At 45.8% G+C, this 24,943-nt stretch carries 21 protein-coding genes and 1 riboswitch; all 21 genes read right to left on the bottom strand.

The features are described from left to right. Positions 1-23: 23 nt before the first annotated feature. The 21 genes from mutL to yfmF all read right to left on the bottom strand — a co-directional run bounded on the left by mutL (position 24) and on the right by yfmF (position 24,815). Positions 24-1,889: a DNA mismatch repair endonuclease MutL gene (gene mutL, locus CEF20_RS06200; RefSeq protein ID WP_100332016.1), complete on the bottom strand. Its 1,866-nt coding sequence runs from the start codon at positions 1,887-1,889 to the stop codon at positions 24-26. Positions 1,890-1,919: 30 nt separating this feature from the next. Next, positions 1,920-4,529 carry a DNA mismatch repair protein MutS gene (gene mutS / locus CEF20_RS06195; RefSeq protein ID WP_100330986.1) on the bottom strand — a complete coding sequence of 870 codons (2,610 nt, stop codon included), beginning with the start codon at positions 4,527-4,529 and terminating at the stop codon, positions 1,920-1,922. A 147-nt stretch (positions 4,530-4,676) separates the two neighbouring features. Next, entirely contained in the window at positions 4,677-5,213 is a 537-nt protein-coding gene (cotE, locus tag CEF20_RS06190; protein WP_100330985.1) for an outer spore coat protein CotE, read from the bottom strand. 136 nt (positions 5,214-5,349) lie between these two features. Continuing rightward, complete coding sequence (locus CEF20_RS06185) at positions 5,350-5,781, bottom strand: YlbF/YmcA family competence regulator (RefSeq protein ID WP_100330984.1); 432 nt, start codon at positions 5,779-5,781, stop codon at positions 5,350-5,352. Between the two features lies 1 nt (position 5,782). Then, a complete protein-coding gene (gene miaB, locus CEF20_RS06180) occupies positions 5,783-7,327 on the bottom strand; it encodes a tRNA (N6-isopentenyl adenosine(37)-C2)-methylthiotransferase MiaB (RefSeq protein ID WP_100330983.1) in 1,545 nt (514 codons plus the stop codon). A gap of 209 nt (positions 7,328-7,536) precedes the next feature. Continuing rightward, positions 7,537-8,403 carry a 2-oxoacid:ferredoxin oxidoreductase subunit beta gene (locus CEF20_RS06175; RefSeq protein ID WP_100330982.1) on the bottom strand — a complete coding sequence of 289 codons (867 nt, stop codon included), beginning with the start codon at positions 8,401-8,403 and terminating at the stop codon, positions 7,537-7,539. Further along, on the bottom strand, positions 8,404-10,140 hold the full coding sequence (locus tag CEF20_RS06170; protein ID WP_100330981.1) for a 2-oxoacid:acceptor oxidoreductase subunit alpha: 1,737 nt from the start codon (positions 10,138-10,140) through the stop codon (positions 8,404-8,406). Between the two features lie 97 nt (positions 10,141-10,237). After that, a complete protein-coding gene (locus CEF20_RS06165; protein WP_100330980.1) occupies positions 10,238-11,158 on the bottom strand; it encodes a dipeptidase in 921 nt (306 codons plus the stop codon). Positions 11,159-11,332: 174 nt separating this feature from the next. Further along, positions 11,333-11,593: a stage V sporulation protein SpoVS gene (spoVS, locus tag CEF20_RS06160; RefSeq protein WP_066446403.1), complete on the bottom strand. Its 261-nt coding sequence runs from the start codon at positions 11,591-11,593 to the stop codon at positions 11,333-11,335. A 135-nt stretch (positions 11,594-11,728) separates the two neighbouring features. Beyond that, positions 11,729-12,529: a TIGR00282 family metallophosphoesterase gene (locus CEF20_RS06155; RefSeq protein WP_100330979.1), complete on the bottom strand. Its 801-nt coding sequence runs from the start codon at positions 12,527-12,529 to the stop codon at positions 11,729-11,731. A 64-nt stretch (positions 12,530-12,593) separates the two neighbouring features. After that, positions 12,594-14,153 (bottom strand): ribonuclease Y, encoded by a 1,560-nt coding sequence (rny, locus tag CEF20_RS06150; RefSeq protein ID WP_100330978.1) that lies wholly within the window; start codon positions 14,151-14,153, stop codon positions 12,594-12,596. A gap of 238 nt (positions 14,154-14,391) precedes the next feature. Beyond that, positions 14,392-15,438, bottom strand: a complete 1,047-nt coding sequence (recA, locus tag CEF20_RS06145) for a recombinase RecA (protein WP_100330977.1) — start codon at positions 15,436-15,438, stop codon at positions 14,392-14,394. 305 nt (positions 15,439-15,743) lie between these two features. Then, on the bottom strand, positions 15,744-17,042 hold the full coding sequence (locus tag CEF20_RS06140) for an O-acetylhomoserine aminocarboxypropyltransferase/cysteine synthase family protein (protein ID WP_100330976.1): 1,299 nt from the start codon (positions 17,040-17,042) through the stop codon (positions 15,744-15,746). A gap of 94 nt (positions 17,043-17,136) precedes the next feature. Next, a riboswitch (SAM riboswitch) is annotated at positions 17,137-17,245 on the bottom strand. 90 nt (positions 17,246-17,335) lie between these two features. Beyond that, positions 17,336-18,577: a competence/damage-inducible protein A gene (locus CEF20_RS06135; protein ID WP_100332015.1), complete on the bottom strand. Its 1,242-nt coding sequence runs from the start codon at positions 18,575-18,577 to the stop codon at positions 17,336-17,338. A gap of 58 nt (positions 18,578-18,635) precedes the next feature. Further along, complete coding sequence (pgsA, locus tag CEF20_RS06130; RefSeq protein ID WP_100330975.1) at positions 18,636-19,214, bottom strand: CDP-diacylglycerol--glycerol-3-phosphate 3-phosphatidyltransferase; 579 nt, start codon at positions 19,212-19,214, stop codon at positions 18,636-18,638. Positions 19,215-19,315: 101 nt separating this feature from the next. Further along, a complete protein-coding gene (locus tag CEF20_RS06125) occupies positions 19,316-20,191 on the bottom strand; it encodes a helix-turn-helix domain-containing protein (protein WP_100332014.1) in 876 nt (291 codons plus the stop codon). An 18-nt stretch (positions 20,192-20,209) separates the two neighbouring features. Continuing rightward, a complete protein-coding gene (locus CEF20_RS06120; protein ID WP_100330974.1) occupies positions 20,210-21,001 on the bottom strand; it encodes a DUF3388 domain-containing protein in 792 nt (263 codons plus the stop codon). A gap of 120 nt (positions 21,002-21,121) precedes the next feature. Next, a complete protein-coding gene (locus tag CEF20_RS06115; protein WP_100330973.1) occupies positions 21,122-21,379 on the bottom strand; it encodes a DUF3243 domain-containing protein in 258 nt (85 codons plus the stop codon). 68 nt (positions 21,380-21,447) lie between these two features. After that, positions 21,448-22,170, bottom strand: a complete 723-nt coding sequence (gene ymfI, locus CEF20_RS06110; RefSeq protein ID WP_100330972.1) for an elongation factor P 5-aminopentanone reductase — start codon at positions 22,168-22,170, stop codon at positions 21,448-21,450. A 72-nt stretch (positions 22,171-22,242) separates the two neighbouring features. Beyond that, complete coding sequence (gene yfmH / locus CEF20_RS06105; RefSeq protein ID WP_100330971.1) at positions 22,243-23,535, bottom strand: EF-P 5-aminopentanol modification-associated protein YfmH; 1,293 nt, start codon at positions 23,533-23,535, stop codon at positions 22,243-22,245. Beyond that, positions 23,535-24,815: an EF-P 5-aminopentanol modification-associated protein YfmF gene (yfmF, locus tag CEF20_RS06100; protein ID WP_100330970.1), complete on the bottom strand. Its 1,281-nt coding sequence runs from the start codon at positions 24,813-24,815 to the stop codon at positions 23,535-23,537. The genes yfmH and yfmF overlap by 1 nt, the downstream gene beginning before the upstream one ends. Positions 24,816-24,943 lie beyond the last annotated feature (128 nt).

The following is a 24,943-nucleotide window of genomic DNA, read 5'->3' as shown; positions in this document are numbered from 1 at the left end:
TAGAGAGGCGGACAAACTGTTTACTACATTACCCGCTTGAACATCTTTTCAAGGTCATAAACGGAGTAGTGAATCATAATAGGACGGCCATGCGGACAGGTGAAAGGATCCGAGCTCTGACGCAAATCGTCAAGAAGCTGCTGAATTTCATCCGTTCGAAGATGATGATTGGCTTTGATTGATGCCTTGCAGCTCATCATGATCGCCGCTTCTTCTCTCAGCTTTTTCACGTCGACTTTTTTCATTGATAACAGCTGTTCAATCATCTCTTCAGCAATGGCCTGCTCTTGGCCCTTCGGAAACCACTGCGGATGTGAACGCATGATAAATGCGCGTTCGCCAAATGGTTCCAAGAAGATGCCCACTTTCTCTAATTCTTCGAGATTCTCAGAGATTTTGATGGACTCATCCGCTGAATATTCCAATGTAATCGGGACGAGCATATCCTGCAATTCCTTCTCTACCTGTCCAACTTTTTCACGGAAATATTCATATTTCAATCTTTCTTGAGCGGCGTGCTGATCAATCATATAGAGTCCTTTTTCATTTTGGGCAAATATATAAGTGCCGTGCATCTGGCCGATTGGATAAAGGGGCGGAATCCGGCTTTTTTCCAGCTCTGCTTCTTCCTTTTCTGCTATTGGTTCTTTGGAAAAAACTCGTTTCTCTTCCGCGGCATAATACGGGACAGAGTTCTCTGCTTCTTGTTCAGCAGCATCATCTGTTTCGACAGAGTCCGCAGATTGAAAAGTCTCGCGCAAGGAAAAAGGGGCGGGCTTCTCCAGAAAACCAGTTTGCTCTGTTTTCAATGCTGGAGCAGCTGGTAAATGATCGAGCTGCAGCTCTTGCTGAGAAGCTTCCCATTTTTTCATCTTGGGAGCAGGAGAGACTGTCGGTATCAGCGTTTCTTTTTTAAAGGCCTTGCGAATCGCTTCGCTCAGCAGTTCCATTAACGGCTGTTCCTTACTAAACCGGACTTCAAGCTTAGAAGGATGGACATTCACATCCACCAAAAGAGGATCCATTACAATGTTCACCAAGGCAATAGGATATCTTCCGATCGGCAGCAGCGTATGATAGCCTTCCTGCACCGCTTTTACTAGCCGATAATTTTTAATAAACCGGCCATTGACCATAATTGTTATATAATTTCTTGAGGCTCTCGTCGCCTCAGGCAATGCCAGCCAGCCGTCTATTTCAAAATCAAGTGAAGACGCTTGAAAGGGAATCATTTTTTTGGCGATATTGATTCCGTAGATGGCCGCTAATACTTGACGGACATCCCCGTTGCCCGTCGTGTGCAAAAGCTCTCGGCCATTATGGCGAAGGCGTATCGCCACTTCCGGATGAGCCAGAGCCAGCCGGTTCACTACATCAGTAATATTGCCAAGCTCTGTGTGAATGGTCTTCATGTATTTCAAGCGGGCGGGTGTGTTAAAGAATAATCCCGATACTTTAATATCCGTTCCTTTGCGGCTGCTGGCAGGCAGATGCTCTATGATGTTCCCGCCTGAAAGGACGATTTTCGTGCCGGCCTGATCTCCTGTGCTGGTTGTCATTTCCAATTCCGAAACAGATGCAATACTCGGCAGCGCCTCTCCGCGGAAGCCAAGCGTGCGAATGCGAAACAAGTCATTTTCATCTTTGATCTTGCTAGTGGCGTGGCGTGCAAAGGCGGTCAGTACGTCATCCGGTTCGATGCCCGCTCCATTGTCCAAAATCCGGATGCTGCTCAGTCCCGCTTCTTCCACGTCAATTTCAATGGCTGTGCTCTCGGCGTCTATGGAATTCTCCACCAATTCCTTCACCACAGAAGCCGGACGTTCCACCACCTCACCAGCGGCAATCTTGTTTGATAACACTTCATCGAGCTGGATGATTTTTCCCAATTTCATCACCTGCTTTCACCAATCTCATCGTTATTTCTTTAGCTTTTTCTGCAGAGCATAAAGCGCATTGATCGCGTTGAGCGGAGTCATTTCTAATAAATCAAAGTTCTTCAGTTCCGCAATTACCTTCTTCTCCTTCGTTGTGAGCGCCGGATTTTCTGCTGGCGAGTCAGCAAAAAGTGATAACTGCCCGGACGTTTCCTCCGTTTTGGCTAGATGAACCCGTCCTTGTTCTTCTTTTACTTGCTCCGCTTCTCTTGGCTGATCCGGATGCTCTAATTCTTTTAAAATTTCGTTGGCTCTCTCAATTAATGCACTCGGCAGCCCTGCCAGCTGGGCAACATGAATGCCATAGCTTTTGTCTGCCGCTCCTTCCTTAATTTTATGGAGGAATACGACGCGGCCATTTTGCTCAATCGCGCTGACATGCACATTTTTTAGATGCTTGAGTTCATCAGCAAGCACCGTCAGTTCATGGTAATGTGTGGAGAAAAGCGTTTTGGCGCCAATATGCTCATGGATGTACTCAATGATCGCTTGTGCTAGTGCCATGCCATCATAGGTGGATGTTCCGCGGCCGATTTCATCAAATAAAATCAGAGACTTCTCTGTGGCGTGCGTAATCGCGTTTTTAGCTTCTAGCATCTCTACCATAAATGTGCTTTGTCCGGAAATTAAATCATCAGCGGCTCCTATTCTAGTAAACACTTGATCAAATATTGGCAGCTTTGCTTCCGCAGCTGGCACAAAACAGCCGATTTGCGCTAGTATGGATATTAATGCGACCTGTCTCATATAAGTGCTTTTCCCCGACATATTTGGCCCGGTTACTAGCAGCATCTCCCGCTGACTGTTCATCAGACAGTCATTCGGCACATATTCCTGGGAATCCATAACCTTTTCCACAACCGGATGCCGGCCATCTTTAATGACCAGCTCGCGGCTATCTGTCAGAACAGGCTGGATGTACCGTCTCATTTCACTAACAGCGGCGAAGCACTGCAGCACATCCAACTGACTCACGAGCTGAGCTAGCTTCTGCAATCTTGGAATGTAATCCTTCACCCGCTCCCGCAATTCCAAAAATAAATCATATTCCAGCTCGACGATTTTTTCATTAGCCTGCAAAATCATCGTTTCTTTCTCTTTCAGCTCCGGCGTAATAAAGCGCTCGCAATTGGCCAATGTTTGTTTGCGTTCATACCGGCTGTCATCCAGCGCATGCAGATTGGCTTTCGTCACTTCAATATAATAGCCAAAGATTCGATTATAGCCGATTTTTAATGAGCGAATGCCCGTTTTTTCTCTTTCCTTCCTTTCCAAATTAGCAATCCAGGTCTTTCCGTTCCGGCTGGCATCACGGTACTCATCCAGCTGCGCGCTGAAACCGTCGCGGATGATGCCTCCCTCCTTAATCGTCAGCGGAGGATTCTCGATCAATGCTTGTTCTAAAATATCCGTCAGTTCTTCACAAGGATCCAATTGGTTGGACAGCCGTTTGAGATCTTGGTTATCTAAGCGGCTCAGCAATTGCTTCAATACCGGAATTTGCTGAAGTGACTTTTTTAATTGCACGAGATCGCGGGCATTCACATTGCCAAATGCGACGCGGCCCGCCAGCCGCTCTAAATCATAGACTTCTTTCAGCTGCTCGCGGATTTCTTGCCTTTCAAAAAAAGAGTCCAGTAATGTCCCCACCATGGAATGGCGTTTTTCGATCTGTTCTCGCTGAATAAGCGGCCGATCCAGCCATTGCTTGAGCATTCGTCCCCCCATCGCTGTCATCGTCTCATCCAGCAGCCATAGCAAGGAGCCTTTTTTTCCTTTCGAGCGGATTGTTTCCGTTACCTCCAGGTTACGCTTTGAATAATAGTCCATTTTCATGTATTGATGGACATGATAGATTTCAACCGGCTGCAAATGATCCAGCCCTCTTTTTTGCGTGCGGTACAGATAATGAAGCAGCAGGCACACCGCTTGTCGGAGCTTAGACTGCTCAATCGGTTCAAGCAGCGGCAAGAATTCCTTTTTTTCTTCCGTTTCTTCCTCCACCGATAAAGTAACAGCCAGTCTCTCTTTTAATTTTTGCTGGATATCGCCTGAAAGCTCGGTTAGAATCACCACCTCTTTTGCTTGCAAAGTAGATAATTCATTGATTACCTCCTCAAACGCTGAAAGCATTGTGACTTTGTTTTCTCCGGTCGTTAAGTCACTGGCTGCCAAGGCGAACGTTTGATCCGGGAAGGCAGTTAAAGCCGCAATATAGTTGTTTTCCTTTTCCTGCAGTCCCTTTCCTTCCATCATCGTTCCAGGCGTAATAAGCTGAACGACCTCCCGTTTCACTACTCCTTTCGCCTGCTTCGGGTCCTCTATTTGCTCGCAAATAGCGACTTTATGACCGAGTTCAATCAGCTGTTCAATATATCCGGCTGCCGAATGATAGGGCACTCCGCACATCGGAATCTTTCCAGCCGCTCCGCCGTCTCTGCTCGTTAAAGTGATCTCCAGCAGCTGGCTCGCTTTCGTAGCATCTTCGAAAAACATCTCATAAAAATCGCCTAAGCGAAAAAATAAAAAGGCATCTTGGTATTCTGCCTTGACCTTTAAATACTGTTGGATCATTGGGGTATATTGTGCCATTAATCTCCAGTCCCTTTCCGTGTTCCCTTTCTATATACAGCTAATAATTATAACATAATCATCGGCTTTCTGCTGTTTTCGACCTACATGATCGTAAAAGCCGCCACAAAAAAAGTGCAGGCCACATTATTCGGCCGGCACTTCAGATTATCGTCCTTCCTCCTGCTCAATAAAATCTGTATCCAACTTCTCATACTCTTCATCATCAAAGTCACAATCCCAATCGTCTTCGCAATCATGCGGATGGACGGCCACACATATCTTTGTTTCCCCGACGACTTCCACTAAAAATTCCCGTTCAGCTTGCACGATAATCTTGTGGCCATTCTTCGAAATCACCGCTTCACAACAATTTGGCTGCTGCTGCACCCTTGCAATCACTTCATTGTCTTCAAAGCATTGCTCATCGCGGTACTTTAACTTAATGACATCTTTATATTCCACTTTCTCTGTGACGACCGACGTTTTCGTATTGTCGTGATGTGAATACCATACGTTAATTTCGTATGTGCCGTATACTTCCACCCTTTTTGCTACTTTTTTTGCTTTATACTCATGATTAATAATCCAGCAGCCTAAAATGCTCGATGGATGATGCGGCGGACAAATCGTATGATGTGTCTGGGTGAATTTCCGGCCTTTGGCAACGACCGACTTGGTAATGATCTCCCTGAATTCTGCCATTCGAGCGTACCTCCTCATGTGTTTTCCATTTATCTTATGCAGCAAAAGTGAGGCATGTGCCTAGATCAAGGAAAATAAATTGTTCATAAAGAAAGAGACTTAGCACTTTTGGCTAAATCTCTTTCCTGGTTTTTCCTTAACGGCAGCTTCCTGGCATCCGGTTCTGAACTTGAGCGCCTGTTTCTCCGCGCAGTATATCGCCGCCGGTTGATTCAATAATATCATCTGTCACTTTATTGGAAATCGCGGTCGCAACCATCTGCAGAATTTCATTCACTTCTATTTGAGATTGTTTAAACTGCTGTACCACAGGAATTTCATCAAGCTCCTGCTCAATTTTCCCGATTTTTTCTTCGACCATTTTCAATGCTTCTGTCTTGCCGTAATGTTGAAAGTTCACCGCTTGCTTTTGCAGGCTTTTTAAGCTGGCAATCTTCTCACGAACCTTTTGGTTTTCATGAATTTTTGCTTCGGCTTCTTTAAAAAAAGCGACTTCTTCCGTTTCTGCAATCATGCGGGCAAGATCCTTGGCCCGGGACACAATCTCATCTTTCGTATACTTCGCCATCTCAATTCACCTCAGCCATCATATGTTCTTCCACCACTTCACCGTTTAATGACCATGTTTTCGCTTCTGTAATTTTCACCTTGACGATCTTGCCAATTGCAGTTTTCGGCCCTTTAAAATTAACCAGTTTATTTTTGCTCGTATAACCCGCAAGGATATCCGGGTTGTTCTTGCTTTCCCCTTCCACAAGTACTTCAACAATCTGGCCTTCATATCGTTTCATTGCCTTAGCAGACAGCTCATTAACCACTGCATTTAACCGCTGCAGCCGGTCTTTTTTCACTTCCATCGGCACATTGTCCTTCATTTTCGCTGCCGGCGTTCCTTCACGCGGTGAATATATGAATGTGTAGGCAGATTCAAAGCCCACTTCACGATACAAGGAAAGCGTTTCCTGGAACTGCTCCTCTGTTTCATTCGGGTAGCCGACGATAATATCCGTCGTTAACGCTACATCCGGAATAGCGGCTTTAATCTTGCGGACAAGCTCGAGAAATTGCTCACGGTTATACTTTCGCGCCATTATTTTTAGAATATCTGAAGAGCCTGATTGCACTGGCAGATGAATATGATCCATTAAATTGCCCTTCTTCGCCAGCACCTCAATTAAGTGATCATCAAAATCACGCGGATGGCTCGTCGTAAACCGAACACGCGGGATATCTATTTTCCGGATTTCATCCATTAAATCGCCAAGACCATATGTGCGATCTTCAAAGTCTTTGCCGTACGCATTTACGTTTTGTCCAAGAAGAGTGATCTCCTGATAGCCTTGCGCAGCTAGGTGGCGAACCTCTTGAATAATTTCTTCAGGGCGGCGACTTCTTTCTTTGCCTCTCGTATAAGGAACGATGCAGTATGTGCAGAATTTATCGCAGCCGTACATAATATTCACCCAAGCCTTAATATTGCCGCGCCGGACCTTCGGCAAGTTCTCAACCACATCCCCTTCCTTCGACCATACTTCAATGACCATTTCTTTCGATAAATAAGCGTCATTTAAAATGTTCGGAAGGCGATGGATATTATGTGTGCCAAAGATCATATCGACATGAGGATAGGTTTTTAGAATCTTGTTTACAACGGATTCTTCCTGTGACATACAGCCGCATACACCGAGCAATAGATCTGGACGCTCTTGCTTTAGAGCTTTTAAATGCCCCAGTTCGCCAAAGACTTTATTTTCCGCATTTTCACGAATTGCGCAAGTATTCAGCAGCACTATATTGGCATCCTCCACGGAGTCCGTTGCTTCATAGCCTAACGCTTGAAAAATTCCGGCCATGACTTCGGTATCATGCTCATTCATTTGGCAGCCGTAAGTGCGGATATAAAACTTGCGTCCATTGCCCATGCCGCGGAACCGTTCCTCGATTTTAAAGTCATTGTGGTACTGAACCTCTTCTTTTCCCCGTTTTTTCGCTTCTTTTAACGATGGAGGCTGATAGACACTTTCAAAGTATTTACTGTAATCCTTTTCGGATTTTTGGTCCGCTGGATTCTTTTCCTTCACTTGCTGACTATGCAGTCGTTGATCTTCGTTCATAACATAATCTCCTTTCTCTTGCTCATCAATACATCTATTTATTCTAACCCTGCCGCCAGACCATGCTTGTTTAACGGGGTATGTTTCGCTAATAATCTGTACACATTATTTTAGTATATAGCTTTCTAAATGATTAAACAACAAAAGATTTTTGTCGAGCGCCAATAGAAAACCCAGCAGTTTTTCATCTGCTGGGTTTTCTGTCAGCCTTACATAAATTCTTTCACAAGTCCGTTAAAGAAATCTTCATCCAGCGTTAAATCCTGAGAAGCCAATGGTTCCTCCGCATAGCCATGGATCATCTCTTGATAGGACGGCTTTTCCTTATCGTGATAAATGATGCCGGTGACAAGCCCTTCTTTCTCCATTAATACATTCATAGCCATTTCACGGTTCGATGAATCATAATCTTCAATGGAGGATAAGCTTGTTAAATGTTCTTTAAACCAATCATACGTGTTAATTTTATTATAAGTGACACATGGACTGAATACATTAATAACAGAAAAGCCTTTATGCTGTATACCTGCTTCTATAATCGCTGTCAGCTCTTTCAAATCTCTGGAGAAGCTTTGGGCGACAAATGTGGCCCCGCTTGCAAGCGCCAGTTCCATCGGAGATAATGCACTTTCAATGGCTCCTTGAGGCGTGGACTTCGTTTTGAATCCAGCAGCTGAACGCGGAGACGTCTGCCCTTTTGTTAAACCGTAAATTTGGTTATCCATAATAATATAGGTTAGATCAATATTCCGTCTCATCGCATGGATAGTGTGCCCCATTCCAATCGCAAAGCCATCGCCGTCGCCTCCGGCTGCAATCACTGTCAAATCTTTATTGGCCAGCTTCACGCCTTGAGCAATGGGAAGCGCCCGTCCGTGGATGCCGTGAAGGCCATAAGAATGAATATAGCCTGAAATCCGTCCAGAGCATCCGATCCCTGAAATAACGGCCAGCTTTTCTGGTGTTAAGCCGATGTTAGCAGCCGCCCGCTGGATGGCCGCCTGCACGGAGAAATCGCCGCAGCCGGGGCACCAGTTGGGTTTCACATCATTGCGGAAATCTTTAAATGTCACCACTTAAAACAGCTCCTTGCTTCCCGTATAAATATGATGCGGCTGGAATGGATTCCCATCATATTTACACAGGCTCTTAATTTTTTGCGGATAGCCGACATTCATTTTAATGATGTTTGCCAGCTGTCCGGTTGCATTGTTTTCAACAACTAACACATGTTTGGATGATTCAATCAGCGGCCGCAATTCCTCCGCTGGGAATGGATGAATCAAGCGGACGTGCGCATGGCTGACTTTCAGCCCTTCCGCTTCTAAGCGAACCATCGCTTCTTCAATTGCACCGCGGGTAGAATTAAAGCCTATGAGCAGCAAATCCGCTTCCTCGTGTGGAGCGTTTGTGTGGACAGGTGTCTGAAAACGAATATTATTCAGCTTGCGCATCCGCTTATCCATTTGGGATTGGCGGTTGGAAGGAGACTCAGACGGTTTTCCTGTTTCTCCATGCTCAACTCCTGTTACGTGATGCACCCCATGCTTCATGCCTGGTATCACCCGCGGGGAGATGCCGTCTTCTGTTACTTCGTAGCGCTTGAAGTATGCTTTCTGCTCCGCTTCGGGAAGTTCTTCCTGAAGCAATTTGCCTCGGCGAATGTCCACTTTCTGATAATTAAGCGGTTCGACCGTCTGCTTGCCCAAAGATAATTGTAAATCAGATAAAATGATGACTGGACATTGGTATTCTTCCGCCAGATTAAAGGCTTCTGCGGTATCAAAAAAGGCCTCCTCCACCGTGCTCGGCGCCAGGACAATTTTCGGGATTTCACCATGTGTTCCATAGATCATTGCCATCAAATCGGATTGTTCTTGCTTTGTTGGCAATCCGGTAGAAGGCCCCCCGCGCTGCGTATCAATGATCACAAGCGGTGTTTCCGTCATACCGGCAAGGCCGATCGCCTCTGTCATTAAAGAAAGACCAGGACCGGCGGAGGCTGTAAAGGACCGGGTACCGGCATAGTTAGCACCGATGGCCATCGTGGCCGCCGCAATTTCGTCTTCTGTTTGAATTACAGTTCCGCCGACTTCCGGCAGTTTTTTAATTAAATATTCCATGATTTCAGAAGCCGGGGTAATGGGATAGGCGGCCATTAACCGTGCGCCTCCGGCAAGAGCACCAAGCGCAATTGCATCGTTGCCGATCATAAACATCCGCTGCTTGCCATCGGCTTTACGCAGTTTCATTGCTCCCACATTGTCGCCAAGCTCTTTCATCATATATTGGTACCCACGGTGAACAGCTTCCATATTTTTCTGAACAACCGTTGCACCTTTGCGGCCGAAGATCTCCTGCACCACGCTTGTGAATGCTTGAGGATCAAGATCGATGATTGCGCATGTAGCTCCCACCGCCACCATGTTCTTCATCAGCGATGTGCCGAGCTCTGTGGCAATTTCAGTAAATGGAACTGCATAGAAATCGGCGCTGCTGTCTTCCGGCTTGACAGGATCAAACTTGGCATCGGCTATCATGATGCCTCCATCCTGCAATTCTTTATAATTGACATCTATAGTCTCTTGATCAAAGGCAACTAATATATCTAGATCATCCGCAACCGCGCGAACCGGGGTTGTGCTGACGCGAATTTTGTTATTGGTATGACCACCCTTAATACGGGACGAAAAATGACGATACCCATACAGGAAATACCCCAAGCGATTTAAAGCCATGGAGAAGATTTCTCCGGTGCTCTCAATCCCTTCGCCTTGCTGTCCTCCAACTTTCCAAGAAAGCTGCTCTATCATAGAATATAACACTCCTTTAATACGCTCGGATCTCCAAAGCTATTACTAAATTAGTTTATCACTTTTAGTATTAAATCACTATACTAATGCCTGTTGATTAATTTGGAAATCGATTCGCAAAATTATAAAATAAAAATCGGGCTGTTTGCTTGGCCGAATAATGTTTAGAAAGAAGTTCTCCCCATTGCTCATAATTTCTGTAAGAATTCAGTCCCGGAATCGTTTCATCGATCCCGTCAAAATCAGAACCGAACCCGAGATGGTATTCGCCGCCAAGCTCACACAGATGCTCTACATGCTTTAATACATCGCTCGGCGATACGCTGCCTGCTTTCTTCACAAAAAACGGCACAAAGGTTAAACCAATGACACCGCCTTTGCTGATGAGCGCTTTTATTTGCTCATCTGTCAAATTGCGCGCGTGCGGACAAAGGCGGTAGCAGTTTGAATGACTGGCTATCGGATAATCCGCCCGCTCGATCACATCCCAAAAAGCCCTCTCAGATAGATGGGATACATCGGTCCACATTCTCCATTCATTTAATTTTTTTACGATCTTTTTGCCGAATGCGGTGAGTCCCGCCCCCCTCGGTTCCATCACTCCATCAGCGAGCGCATTAGCGCGATTCCATGTTAACCCAACTGACCGGACACCGAGCTGATAAAGAATATTCAGTTTGAGCGGGTCCTCTTCAATCGCTTCGCATCCCTCTAATGTCAGCATCGCCCCTATTTCATTCTTATTCAGCCGGAGAAGCTCTTTCTTCGATGTCACCAGTTTGATATCCGCATGTGGCTTAATAATTTTCTCATAAAAGATATTTACTTGTTCAAGGGCCGCCCTAAACCGCTCGGACGGAGGCAATAACGGCGATAAGAAGATGGCGAAGCCCTGCACCCTGCTGCCTGCTTTTTTCAACTGAGAATACGTTACATGCAGAGAATGTTCATCCTCAAATTGCCGTCCGTCTTCATTTTGCAGCCGATAGAGCACATCGCAATGCGCATCAAAAATCATCCGTTCTCCCCCTAAAACTTATTATATCAATCGGATTAATATACTTAATATACCTGTTAATTCTTAAAATTGCAAAGCTTTTATCATTTAAAAAACCAGACCCCTGCCGCCGAGCGGATGAGAACAGGCAAAGCACTTGCCTGTCAGGAGTCTGGCCTTTTTAATAATGTCGATTCAGCGAGGCTCGACAATCAATTTGATTGCTGTTCTTTCTTCTCCTTCAATCAATATGTCTGTGAAGGCCGGGATGCAAATTAAATCCACCCCGCTCGGAGCCACAAATCCTCTGGCAATGGCAACGGCTTTCACCGCTTGATTAAGCGCCCCGGCGCCAATTGCTTGGATTTCTGCCGCTCCTCTTTCACGCAGAACACCGGCAAGTGCACCAGCTACAGAATTAGGATTAGATTTTGCTGAAACTTTTAATATTTCCATTTCTTGTCCCCCTTTTATTAACCACACCGAATGCTCATTCCATTGAACATAGTTGGTCGCTATCTTTCCATTGCTACTATATTCGGAAACAAGCATATGTATTACTTGTCGCCAACATAAAAGGGGGGCAGACAGCTATTCAGCGATAAACGGGTGATCCCCGTTAATTAAAATCCGATCAATGGATTGAGCGAGACCTGTTTTGCGGTCAAGCTCTATTACGCAGCCGCTCAACTGCGACCGGCCGCTTTTTGGCACTTCAAAGCGAACGGGCAGGCTCGTCAAAAACTTTTTGAGCACAGCTGTTTTTTCCATTCCGAGGACACCATCATACGGTCCGGTCATCCCGACATCTGTTAAGTACGCTGTTCCCTTCGGCAAAATCCGGTTATCAGCCGTTTGTACATGTGTATGCGTGCCAATCACCGCTGATACCTTGCCATCTAGAAACCAGCCAATCGCTTGCTTTTCACTGGTCGCTTCTGCATGAACATCCACAAATATAATAGGCGTTCTTTGGCGCGCTTCTTTCACCAGATTCTCCAATTTTTGGAAGGGGCAGTCTAATGCCGGCATAAACGTCCGTCCCTGCACGTTAATTACAGCCGTTTCCACCCCACCCTGCTTCACATACACCAGTCCTTTGCCCGGTGTTCCTTCCGGAAAATTTGCAGGGCGAACAAGCCTTTGTGCACTGTCAATAAATTCGAAGATCTCTTTGTTGTCCCATGAATGATTGCCTAATGTGACCGCATCAGCCCCGTCTTGTAAAAACTGTTTATAAATCTTTTCAGTAATGCCCCGTCCCGCGGCAGCGTTTTCTCCATTTACAATCGTACATTCTGGACGGTATTTTTGCTTTAACATCGGTAAATAGTCGTGAATCATGCCGCGTCCCGGTGAACCGACTACATCGCCTACAAATAAAATTTTCATAGTAAATCCTTTCTTTTTTCTTTTTCGCAGCCATAGGGAAAGCGGTGTGAACGATCACACCGCTTTACTTCGCATATTCCACAGCTCGCGTTTCTCTTATAACTGTCACTTTAATATGGCCTGGGTAATCCAGTTCCCCTTCAATACGCTTGCGGATATCCCGCGCCAGCCGATGAGCTTGAAGATCATCAATCTGTTCAGGTCTTACCATGATCCGAATTTCACGTCCAGCCTGAATCGCAAATGATTTTTCCACGCCATCATACGACTCGGAAATTTCTTCAAGCTTTTCAAGGCGGCGAATATAATTTTCAAGCGTCTCGCTGCGCGCGCCTGGTCTGGCTGCAGACAAGGCGTCAGCCGCTGCTACAAGAACCGCAATAATTGAAGTTGGCTCCGTATCGCCATGATGCGATGCAATACTGTTAATCACGACTGGATGCTCTTTATACTTCGTTGCCAATTCTACGCCGATTTCGACATGACTGCCTTCCACTTCATGATCAATCGCTTTTCCGATATCATGGAGAAGTCCGGCGCGGCGAGCGAGCGTTTCATCTTCACCAAGCTCAGCTGCAAGCAACCCTGTAAGATAGGCTACTTCCATCGAATGCTTTAATACATTCTGACCATAGCTTGTACGGAATTTCAATCGTCCAAGAATCTTAATCAAATCAGGGTGGAGACCGTGAACACCGACTTCAAATGTCGTTTGTTCGCCCACTTCACGGATGTATTCATCCACTTCTCTTCTTGCTTTATCCACCATTTCTTCAATGCGTGCCGGATGAATGCGTCCATCTTGGACAAGCTTCTCAAGCGCAATTCTGGCTGTCTCGCGACGAATTGGGTCAAATCCAGAAAGAATGACCGCCTCTGGTGTATCATCAATAATTAAATCAATACCTGTAAGTGTTTCCAGTGTGCGGATGTTCCGTCCCTCGCGGCCGATGATCCGGCCCTTCATCTCGTCATTTGGCAAGTTAACGACTGAAACAGTCGTTTCCGCTACATGGTCTGCCGCACAGCGCTGAATCGCCAGTGAGAGAATGTTTTTCGCTTTTTTATCAGCTTCTTCTTTCGCACGGCTTTCTTGCTCTTTTGTCATGACGGCGATATCATGCGCCAATTCCTTCTCCACACGCTCTATAATAATAGCGCGTGCTTCCTCACGCGTAAGACTTGAAATTCGTTCCAACTCAGATTGCTGCGCCTTCACCATCTCTTCCACTTTGCTGTCCATCTCTTCAATATGTTGTTGTCTCTCAGTAAGAGCTTCCTCTTTTCTTTCCAGCTGAGACTCGCGTTTATCGAGCACTTCATCTTTCCGATCAAGGTTCTCTTCTTTCTGTAGCAAACGATTCTCTTGTTTTTGCAATTCGTTTCTTCGTTCACGAAGTTCTAACTCAGTTTCTGTACGAAGTTTATGAATTTCATCCTTTGCTTCAAGCAGAGCTTCTTTCTTAAGCGCTTCCGCTTCACGCTTGGCGTCATCTATAATTTGTTCCGCCGCGCTTTTCGCTCCGGCAATCTTCGACTCAGCAATGGACTTCCTAACAAAATAGCCAACAACGACACCGACGATTAGGCCAAGCAAAATGGAGATGATTGTAATGGGTTCCATGATTTCACCTCCCCTTGCTATGAACTTTTGTCATGCTTTTAACATGTCGGCTGATACATTGTGTTAACCTTGCAATATTCAGCGTTGATTCTTCCATTTTCAAGAGAAAAAATGTAAAATATACATACTAATTTTATAGGCGCAGAAATTCATTGTCAAGGGTTTCATCTTAGACCGCCCATTTATAGCCAGCTATGCAGCAGAAGGAGCAATGCCCGCAGCACTGCTCCTTCTGTCTTTATTCTTCCAATAAATTGAGCTCTTCAGGCACATCCTCTTCTGACGGCTCTGCCATCTCTTGATCCAGACCGTAATGCTGACGGATTTTCATCATAATTTCATAGCGAATATCCGGATTCTCTTTTAAGAATTGCTTCGCGTTTTCACGCCCTTGGCCTAAACGCTCATCATTGTAGGAATACCAAGCGCCGCTCTTTTGAATAATATCCTCGTTTGAAGCCAAGTCGATAATCTCGCCTTCCCGGGAAATTCCTTCCCCGTACATAATATCCACTTCTGCTACGCGGAAAGGAGGCGCCACTTTGTTCTTGACGACTTTAATTTTCGTCTTGTTTCCGACCATTTCATTGCCCTGCTTCAGAGCCTCGGCACGGCGGACTTCCAAACGGACAGAGCTGTAGAACTTCAGCGCCCGGCCGCCCGGAGTTGTCTCGGGATTTCCAAACATGATGCCGACTTTTTCCCGAATCTGATTAATGAAAATAGCGATTGTTTTGGACTTGTTAATCGCTCCTGAAAGCTTGCGAAGCGCTTGCGACATTAAGCGCGCCTGCAAGCCGACATGAGAATCGCCCATTTCCCCTTCAATCTCGGCTTTCGGCACAAGAGCAGCCACGGAGTCAATCACGAGAATATCAATCGCTCCGCTGCGCACCAAAGCTTCCGCAATTTCAAGGGCTTGCTCCCCTGTATCCGGCTGGGAAAGAAGCAATTCATCGATATTGACGCCAAGCTTCTGAGCGTACACTGGATCGAGAGCATGTTCCGCATCGATGAAAGCCGCTTGGCCGCCGCTGGCCTGCACTTCTGCAATGGCATGCAAAGCCACCGTTGTTTTACCCGAACTTTCCGGTCCGTATATTTCAATGATCCGCCCGCGCGGATAACCGCCCACTCCTAAAGCAGCATCGAGAGCAAGGGAGCCGCTTGGTACGGTGGAAATTTTCCGGTCGGTCTGTTCACCTAATTTCATAATAGAGCCTTTGCCAAATTGCTTTTCAATTTGTTTTAAGGCCATATCTAATGCTGCTTGACGATCGTTCACTAAAATTCCTCCTTAAAAATGAAAATCTATTAAATAAAGTTATTTTGCAGTCTCTGTTTCAAAATCTATTACTACTATACCTTTTTAATGAGATTATTTCAAGCGAAAACCGAACATTTATTCGCTTATATTTATTATCGGGTTTTGATTGATAGAGGAACGGGGATTCACATGTTCAACAATGAAGAAGATTAAAAGGAAGGATTGCTTTCCGCTCTTTCAGTTTACCACATTCTCAAGCGAAGGGGATCGTTTGCCATGCAAAAAAATTCCCCGCGGGAGGCAGGGAATGATCAGAGCTGCGTTTACACCTCGGTTGCCGCGCCGGTAGCCTTCTCGATCGCTTGGTTTAAATCGGCTATCAAATCTTTTGGCGATTCCAGCCCGACCGATAAGCGAATTAATTCTTCTCTTACCCCGGACTGAACCAGTTCTTCCGGACTTAATTGCTGATGTGTCGTAGAAGCTGGATGGATGATCAGCGACTTTCCATCCCCCACATTGGCCACATGTGACCATAATGTTATGTGATCAATTAATTTCTTGCCCGCTTCCCGTCCGCCTTTAATGCCAAAAACGACAATGGAACCGCTGCTGTTCTGCAAATATTTTGCAGCAAGCTTGTGTGACGGATGATCGGGCAAGCTCGGATGAGACACCCATTCAACGCCGGGGTGATTCTGTAAATATTCAATAATCTTCGTTGTATTCTCATGATGGCGCTGAATACGAAGATGCAATGTTTCCATGCCCTGCAGCAATAAAAAGGCACTGTGCGCACTCATCGATGGACCGAAATCTTTCAGCATCTGCACGCGCAGTTTGACAGCAAAGGCCGGACCTTCAATCTCGGCATATTTCAAGCCGTGATATGAAGCATCAGGTTCCGTAAATCCCGGGAATCTTCCGCTGCTCCAATCAAAGGTGCCGCCATCAACGGCCACCCCGCCAATCACTGTGCCGTGGCCGCCGATCCATTTCGTTGCGGAATGAACCACAATATCAGCTCCCCAAGCAAGCGGCTTGCAGACGTAAGGGGTGGCAAAGGTATTGTCCACAATAAGAGGAACCCCAAATTCGTGAGCGATATTCGCCACTTTCTCAACATCCAAAACATTCAGTGAAGGGTTTCCAATGATTTCTCCATAAAGCGCTTTCGTTTTCGAGGTAATGGCCCGGCGGAAGTTTTCCGGATTCGTGGAATCAACAAACTTGACCTCTATTCCGTATTTAGGAAGCGTGTTAGCGAATAAATTATAGGTCCCCCCATATAAGTTGGCCGCTGCAACAATTTCATCGCCGGCATGGGCAATATTCAAAATAGAAAAAGCGATCGCAGCCATCCCTGATGAAAAAGCGACAGCCGCCGCTCCCTCTTCAAGCAATGCCACACGCTTCTCCAAAACGTCAACCGTCGGATTCATAATGCGAGAATAGATGTTTCCCGTTTGTTTCAAGCCAAATAAATCGCTTGCATGCTGCGTATCTTTAAATACATAAGATGTCGTTTCATAAACCGGCACGGCTCTAGCGCCTGTCAATGGATCTGGCACTTGACCGCCATGAAGCAATACCGTTTCTGGACCCCACTGCTCTTTCGGCATTCTAAACTCCTCCTGTTAAAAGATCATTTTTTCCGGGGAAGATCAAACCCCCTCTTCTAAAATCATAGAAGAGGGGGTTGATAACATGATCCTCCTCTTATCTTCCAGGCTAATCGCCTGTAGGAATTAGCACCGTTTCAAGCAAATGCTTGAAGGTTGCCGGGCATCATCGGGCCTAATCCCTCCGCCGCTCTCAATAAGAGTGTTGATATAAATATTGGAAATGAAATGTAACTCTTGCCGTTCATTATAAGGCAAGCGCCCGTAAACAGTCAATAATATTTAGAATATTCCTACTCTATGTTCAGTGTCTGAAGCAAATAGTGGCAGCCGTATTTGACAGAACGTTTGCGGATTCCCGAGCGGCTTCCAGACAAATGGAGCCGGAAGGCTTTAGCCGAACCCTTCCGCTGAGCTATTCCGATCCAGACCGTTCCGGTCTCCTTCCCTTCAAGCGGATCCGGTCCTGCCACACCCGTAAAGCTGATGCCGATATCCGCATCCAGCAGTGCACGAATATTTTCTGCCAGCTCGATGGCACATGCTTCACTTACCGTTCCATGCTCAGCGATAGTGGCCGCTTTGACTCGGACAAGCTGCTGTTTGATTTCCTTTGTATAACAAACGACGCCGCCTTTAAATACGGAGCTGATTCCAGGTGCGGCTGCCAACTCGCTTTGAAAAAGCCCTCCTGTCAAGCTTTCCGCCGCAGCAATCGTCACGTGCTTCCTTTTAAGCAGATCCGCCAGTTCTGCGGCAATCGTTGTATTGTCATAACCATAGAAATAATGGCCTACTCTGCGCAATATCTCATCCTCTGCTTCTTGGATCATCCGGCGCGCTTCTTCTTCAGACTCATGCTTCGCTGTGATGCGCAGAGTGACTTCCCCATCCCCCGCTAAAGGGGCGATGGTCGGATTTTTTTGGTTCACTAACAGATCCTCTACTGCCATTTCTAAAGCAGCTTCTCCAATGCCAAAAAACCTTAGCACTCTCGAATCGATTTTTTCCACTTTTTCAAGAAGACCGGCAAGCGCTGTTTTGCCGTATTGAATAAACATCGGCTGCATTTCCCTGGGCGGTCCGGGCAAAAGCATATAGTGATGGTTCCCAGCTTGCAAAAACATGCCCGGCGCCATGCCGTGATCATTAGGCAGCACGGTTGCCCCCTTCATAACGAGCGCTTGCTTTTTATTATTTTCCGTCATGATCCGCTTCGTTTTCATAAAATACTTTTCCATGCTCCTCAGCGCCTCTTCGTGGTACACTAATTCCCTGCCGATGTGAGCAGCGATCGCTTCCTTTGTTAAATCATCCTTTGTCGGGCCCAATCCCCCGGTGAAAATTAATAGATGAGCTCGTTTTTCAGCTTCTTGAACGACATGGATTAAACGGTCCATATTATCTCCTACAACACTATGGTGATGGACATTAATTCCCAATTCGGCCAAATGCTGCGAAAGAAATTGAGCATTGGTATTCGTAATTTGCCCTAATAATAATTCTGAGCCTACAGCTATGATTTCAGCATTCATTTGATGTTCTCCCCGCTTTTTAAAAAACACCACCGGCTGATCGCCAATGGTGTTTTCCTTATTTTGAATTTTTAAAAACACGGCGGTTGAGATAAAAATAATCCCAGCCGGACCAAATAGTGAAGAAAGTAGCCACCCATAATGCATATTCAGCGAATGGAACTGACAGGCTCTCAAACGGTGCGTTATGAAGCAGCAGCGCTGAAACGGCAATAATCTGCGTCCATGTTTTTATCTTTCCCAGCATATTGGCTGCGACTACTTCTCCTTCACCAGCAAGAATAAGTCGCAAGCCCGTTACTGCAAACTCACGGCTAATGATTATAATCACAATCCAAGACGGAGCAGCGCCCAGTTCAACTAGAACGATTAACGCAGCTGAAACCAGCAGCTTATCCGCAAGCGGGTCCAAAAACTTCCCCAGATTTGTAACAAGATTGTATTTTCTCGCAAAGTGGCCATCAATCCAGTCAGTGGTCGAGGCTATGATAAAAATCAGCGCACCTACAAAATGGTTTGTTGGCATAGCCGTTCCAAGGAAGCGGATCTCTCCCCAGCTGAAGTCAGCCACCATAATGATGATAAAAATGGGAATCATTAATATCCGTGATACAGTAATCTTATTCGGTAAATTCACAATTGTCCCTCCACTTATGATCAAGACAAACGGTTAAGAGAACCAGCATTCCACAGCGGAAGCCGGCTGTCTTGAACCGTTTGCCTCCTCCAAACAATATGTTACTCTGCAGTTTGTTGCACTTGAATAATAATGTTTTGCGTCACTTGATTCGCAGCAGGAATCTGATATTTCAACGTTTCGCCGTTGACTTTAATTTCCGTATCCGGCGCGTTTCCTACTCGAATCTTTGCGCTCGTTTGTCCCGTCAAGTCAAAGGATTGCGTCTCGCCAGATGGAATCATATCGCCAAATCGGCTCTTGCCGCTTCCATCCGTTACACCTACCCAAGTGGAGCCTTTCGATGAAACAGTCAGTTCAAATTTCTCTGCATTTTCTAGCTGATAGGTCGCGTTACTACCGCTCACACCTGCGGCTTTAAGCACTTGTTTCTCCTGCTCTTCCGCTTTAGGCTGCTCTTTCGGCGCTTCCTCTTTTACCGCTTTTTCTTTTTTAGGAGCCTCTGTTTGTTTGTCCTCTTCGGATGAAACTTGAGATTCTTCCACTACCGTTTCTTCCTTCACGGCTTGATCACCGGAAACGCTTTTTGAAATAAAGTACCACAACAGCACCAGCACTCCAATAATAAAAGCGGTCACTACTATTTTCGGCAAATATTCAAGGAGTTTTGAAGGTTCTCTGGGAACCGTGGATTTTGCTGATTCTACATTTGTAGCCCGCTGAGGAATTTGATCCTCATGAGAGGAAGGAATCTCGCTTTTATATTCCTCAAATAATTCATCCGGGTTTAACCCGACAGCTTCCGCATATTGCTTAATGAATGCCCGGATATAAAATTTGCCTGGCATCATATCATAGTTCCCTTCTTCGATGCCAGTTAAATACCTTTTTTGAATTTTGGTCATTTCCTGCACATCAGCTAAAGACAACCCTTTTGCTTTTCGCGCTTCTTTTAAGCGGTTTCCTAGTTCAGTCACCAATAACACCTTCCATAATTAAAAGTCAAAGCCTTCGATGCTTGCATCCTGGAAAAAGTTGTTTCTTCCAACAGGTTCGTATGTAATTTCCTCATTGGGATGATGGCGAAGTTCGATAATATAATCAAAATCTTCCAATTTATACTCGCTGTTTCGAACAAAGATATCCGGATGCTCCACCACTTTTACTGCCGGCAAACGCATGATTTCCCGGACAAGCTGCCAATGTTTTTCGTTCGCTCGTTTGGTGGAAACAACCCCATCCAGAATAAAAATATGGTTCGGGTTGTATTCCCCGCGAATAAGCTGATCACGAATGGTCTGCTTTATCATCGTCGAAGACATAAACAGCCACCTCTTATTGGCGCAGACACTGGCAGCCACTATCGATTCCGTTTTTCCCACTCGAGGCATGCCGCGAATGCCAATTAGCTTGTGGCCTTCCATTTTATACAATTCTGCCATAAAATCCACGAGAAGTCCAAGCTCATCTCGCACAAAGCGGAAGGTTTTTTTATCATCGTTGTCCCGCTCGATATAGCGGCCATGCCTCACCGCCATCCGATCGCGCAGCTTAGGCTCCCGCAGCTTAATAACTTGAATTGTATCAATGGTTAGCAAGATGGATTCCAGCCTTCTGATTTGATCTTCACTTTGCGCACGCATTAACAAGCCGCGGCTGCCGTCATCCACTCCATTAATGGTCACAATGTTGATCGACAGCATGCCCAGCAGAGAAGAAATGTCTCCTAACAGCCCAGGGCGGTTTTTGACGATTTTATATTCTAAATACCACTCTTTTTTGGACATCAAAACACTCCTTATGCCTCTCCAGTGATCATGCTTGTCAAATGTATAATATCTAGGTTCTATCATATATGATTTAAGCTGCTTTTAAAAGAAAAAAGAGAGGAAATCCCTCCCTCTCTTTTAACGAGTGCCGTTATTTTGGACTAATTTCACCATCACACTGGCAATGGCACGCTGCTCTTCTTCGGAAGCAACAGACCACAAATCGGATAATACACGCTCTTGTTCATTTTTAGGATCTACTTTGTTCGCTAAGTAGTCGCCAATCTGATAAGCGGTATTATTAATTACATCACTGCTCATTCCCCGGTCTTCTGCTTGATTAAGCTTTGTTCCTAAAAAGTTCTTCCATTCGTGCCAATTATCAAGTACAGACATTGTGTTGTCCCTCCTTTAGTGAGTTACAACCTTAGTTTGTATCGATCTCTTGAAATTATGCACGAAGTTCAGGCATACCATCCCCCATTTACAGACAGCAGCTGTCCCGTTATGTATGAGGAGGCGGGCGAGCAGAGAAAGCTGACAGCCTCCGCTATTTCAGAGGGTTCCGCTAATCGGCCCATTGGAATTTCCCGAGCGAGCTCGTTTACTTCCTGATTCGAAAAGCGGGCAAGCATCGGTGTATTGACCGCACCTGGCGCAACAGCATTGACCTTTATTTGCGAGGGGGCCAGCTCCTTTCCCAGCGCTTTCACAAGAGCATTTTGCGCCCCCTTGACCGCAGAGTAAGCCACTTCGCATGCCGCTCCAGTCTGTCCCCAAATGGATGAAATAAAAACAATGGAGGGCGATTTCTCTCTTTGCAACTTAGTGATCAGCTGCTGAATGATCAGCATGGGAATCTTCACATGGAGATTCCACAATTCGTCGATTTCCTCCTCCTTAGTATCCTGAAATAAGCCGTAATGCGCCGTTCCGCCAGCAAAGACGACTGCCTGCACAGTAAACAGCTCATTCAGAAGCTTTCTCGCCCCTTCAGGAGAAGATAAATCGGCTTGGATTATGATCGTTTCAGCTCCGAGCATCTCCACTTGCTCTTTGACCTCTTGGATCGCTTGTTCCCCTTGAAAATACTGGAGATAAAGATTCCACCCTTCTTTTGCTAGCTTCTTGGCGACTTCCCGGCCGATGCCGCCGCTGGCTCCCGTTATTAGTGCATTTGGTTTCATGATCGTACTTCTCCTCTATATGGCCCAAAGCCAAACACAGACGCTTATGCGCCGAGCTGGCTTTGCTTCAATCTATTTCTCTTTTGGCAAAATGTGAAAAGCGGTTAAACGGTCCGCAGCTATTAGTTTCTTGGCTGCCGCTTGAATATCTTCAAAGGTAATGGTTTCTAAAATAGGCACTACATCAAACAAGTCCATGCCATTAAATTGATAGCGTGTGAATTGATTGGCAATATATTCAGGCGAATTCACCGCGCGCAAAAAGGCTCCAATTTTTTTCTTAACTGACCGCTCCAGCGCCTTTTCGGTTATGTGCTTCCCTGCTTTCGCCTCCAATAATATCGATTGAATGCGCTGTTCTAATTCCTCGGGACGGCTCGTATCACCGCCGATCGTCGCAAATCCAAAGCCTTTTTCCTGAGTAAAATCATAACCGAACGTGTCATCAATCAATCCGTCCCGATACATCGTAAAATACAGCTCGGAGCTTTTGCTAAACAGCATATCAAGAAGAATGTTCATGGCAAGCTCCCGTTTTTGCAATTCTTTCCCTTGCAATTCTGTATCAATCGCTTTCAATCCCACTTCGCATTTGGAAGTCTGAACATTCATCTTCAGTACCCGCCTCTTCTCTTTCACCGCTTCCGGTTCCGCTTCAAAGCGACGCTGAATGCTCGGCTGAGCTTCGAAAGGCTTTTGTGCCTGGTTGTCGCGGACAAGCGCCATCGTTTTTTCCGGATCCACCGAACCGACGACAAACAACAGCATGTTGCTCGGATGATAAAATGTGCGATAGCACTCAAATAAATGATCCTTCGTAATCTCGGCGATCGAATCAACTGTACCGGCAATATCAATCTTCACCGGATGCCTATGATACATATTTTGGATGACGCCAAAATACACTTGCCAATCCGGATTATCGTCATACATCCGGATTTCTTGCCCGATGATCCCTTTTTCCTTCTCTACTGTTTTTTCCGTAAAGTAAGGGTCCTGCACAAAGTTAATCAGCGTTTCCAAATTTTGAACAACGTTGGCTGTGCATGAAAATAAGTAAGCCGTTCTTGTAAAGGAAGTGAAGGCGTTGGCTGAAGCACCTTGCCGGCTGAAATGCTGAAATACATCCCCTTCCTCCTTTTCAAACATTTTATGTTCTAAAAAGTGAGCAATGCCGTCGGGTACTTGGACAAATTCCTGCTTGCCGAGAGGAACGAAGCAATGATCAACCGAACCGTATTTCGTAGTAAATGTAGCGTAGGTTTTGTTGAACCCTTTTTTCGGCAAAACGTACACATCAAGCCCGTTGGACATTTTTTCATAATAAAGTTCTTCTTGGAGCTGATCAAACACTATTTTCTCCATCATGCATCCTCCGTTCCAGACAAGAAGTAAATGGTGTCGGTTTCCACCTGAGCTGCCACGGCCGTTACTTCTTCAATCGTCGTCCTTTCAACCGCTTCCAGCCAGTCATCAAGGGTGACGTGCTTGCGGGCAACGACATTCTGATACAAAAGCTCAATTAATCCGCGGGCGGTATCGGCCGTTTCCAGCAATTGATTGCGGATGACGGCTCTTGTTTGCAGTATTTCCTTTTCCGAAATTTCACCTTTTTTCATCGCATTGAGCTGTTGATCAATAATTTGAACGGCCTGATCGTAGTTTTTGCTGTCGATGCCCGACAGCACCATCAGAAATCCTTTATGGCTCTCTACGCGGCTCGCCGCATAATAAGCCAGACTTGCTTTTTCACGCACGTTGGCAAAGAGCTTCGAGTGAGAGAAGCCGCCAAAGATGCCGTTGAACACTTGCAGGGCAAAATAATCCGGATCGCCGTAGACCACGTTCGTTTGGTAGCCGATGTTCAACTTACCTTGATTAATCGGCTGCACCTCCTTCACAATCTTTGGCTTGTCCTTTCGCGAAAGAGCCAGCTTTGCGCTCGAAGGCAGCTGCGGCCGCTCGTTAAAGGCGAACAGCTGGTCAGCGATTTGTTCTGCTTCATGAGGGTCAATGTCTCCAACCATATACAAATCCATCTCATTCTCAGCAAAAGCTTTTTCATAATAGCGGAATAAAGATGCAGGATCAATGGGGTCCACCGCTTCAAGATAACCGTTCGACTGCAGGGCGTAAGGCTCGCCATCATACATTTCTTCTAACAACCGCACGCTCGCAAAGCGCATTTTATCATCATACACCGCTTGAATGCGATGCTTCAAATTGCGCTTTTCACCGGCAACGATTGCTTCATCAAAAGAGCCGTCTTTGGCCAAGGGCTTGCACAGCACCTCATGGAAAAAATCCATCGCTTGTTTTAACAGCGGTTCTTTGTCCTTTAGAAAACGTTCGTTGGCCACTTCAACTGAAAAGCTCATGATGTGATAATCGCCCTTCTTGGCCACATCCACAAAAAAATTCGCACCGTACAGATCGTCTAAATGAGCGCGCAAAGCGGTTGAAGCGGGATAAGCCTCTGAGCCGCTCTGCAAGACATAAGGCAGCAAAGCTCGCATGGTGACTGTCTCTTTTTCAAGAGGGGCTTTCATCTTCCACACAAGAGTGTTGGTTTTGTATTTGTCCGTTTGAATTATATGCAGGGTATATCCTTTTTTCTTTTTTACTATTTCATCCACTAAAGTCACGTAAAGATCCTCCTTATCCATGCATCTATGTCTATATTTCTATCCGATAAAGCCCTTCTTCATGCCCGCAATTATTAAAAACTTAATTTCACTATACACGAGTGCCGGCTGGTTGAACATTGAACTGC

This window comes from Bacillus xiapuensis (assembly GCF_002797355.1).
Lineage (GTDB): Bacteria > Bacillota > Bacilli > Bacillales > Domibacillaceae > Bacillus_CE > Bacillus_CE xiapuensis.
Note: the sequence above shows the minus strand (reverse complement) of the source record. Positions and strands in the feature narration are given on the sequence as shown.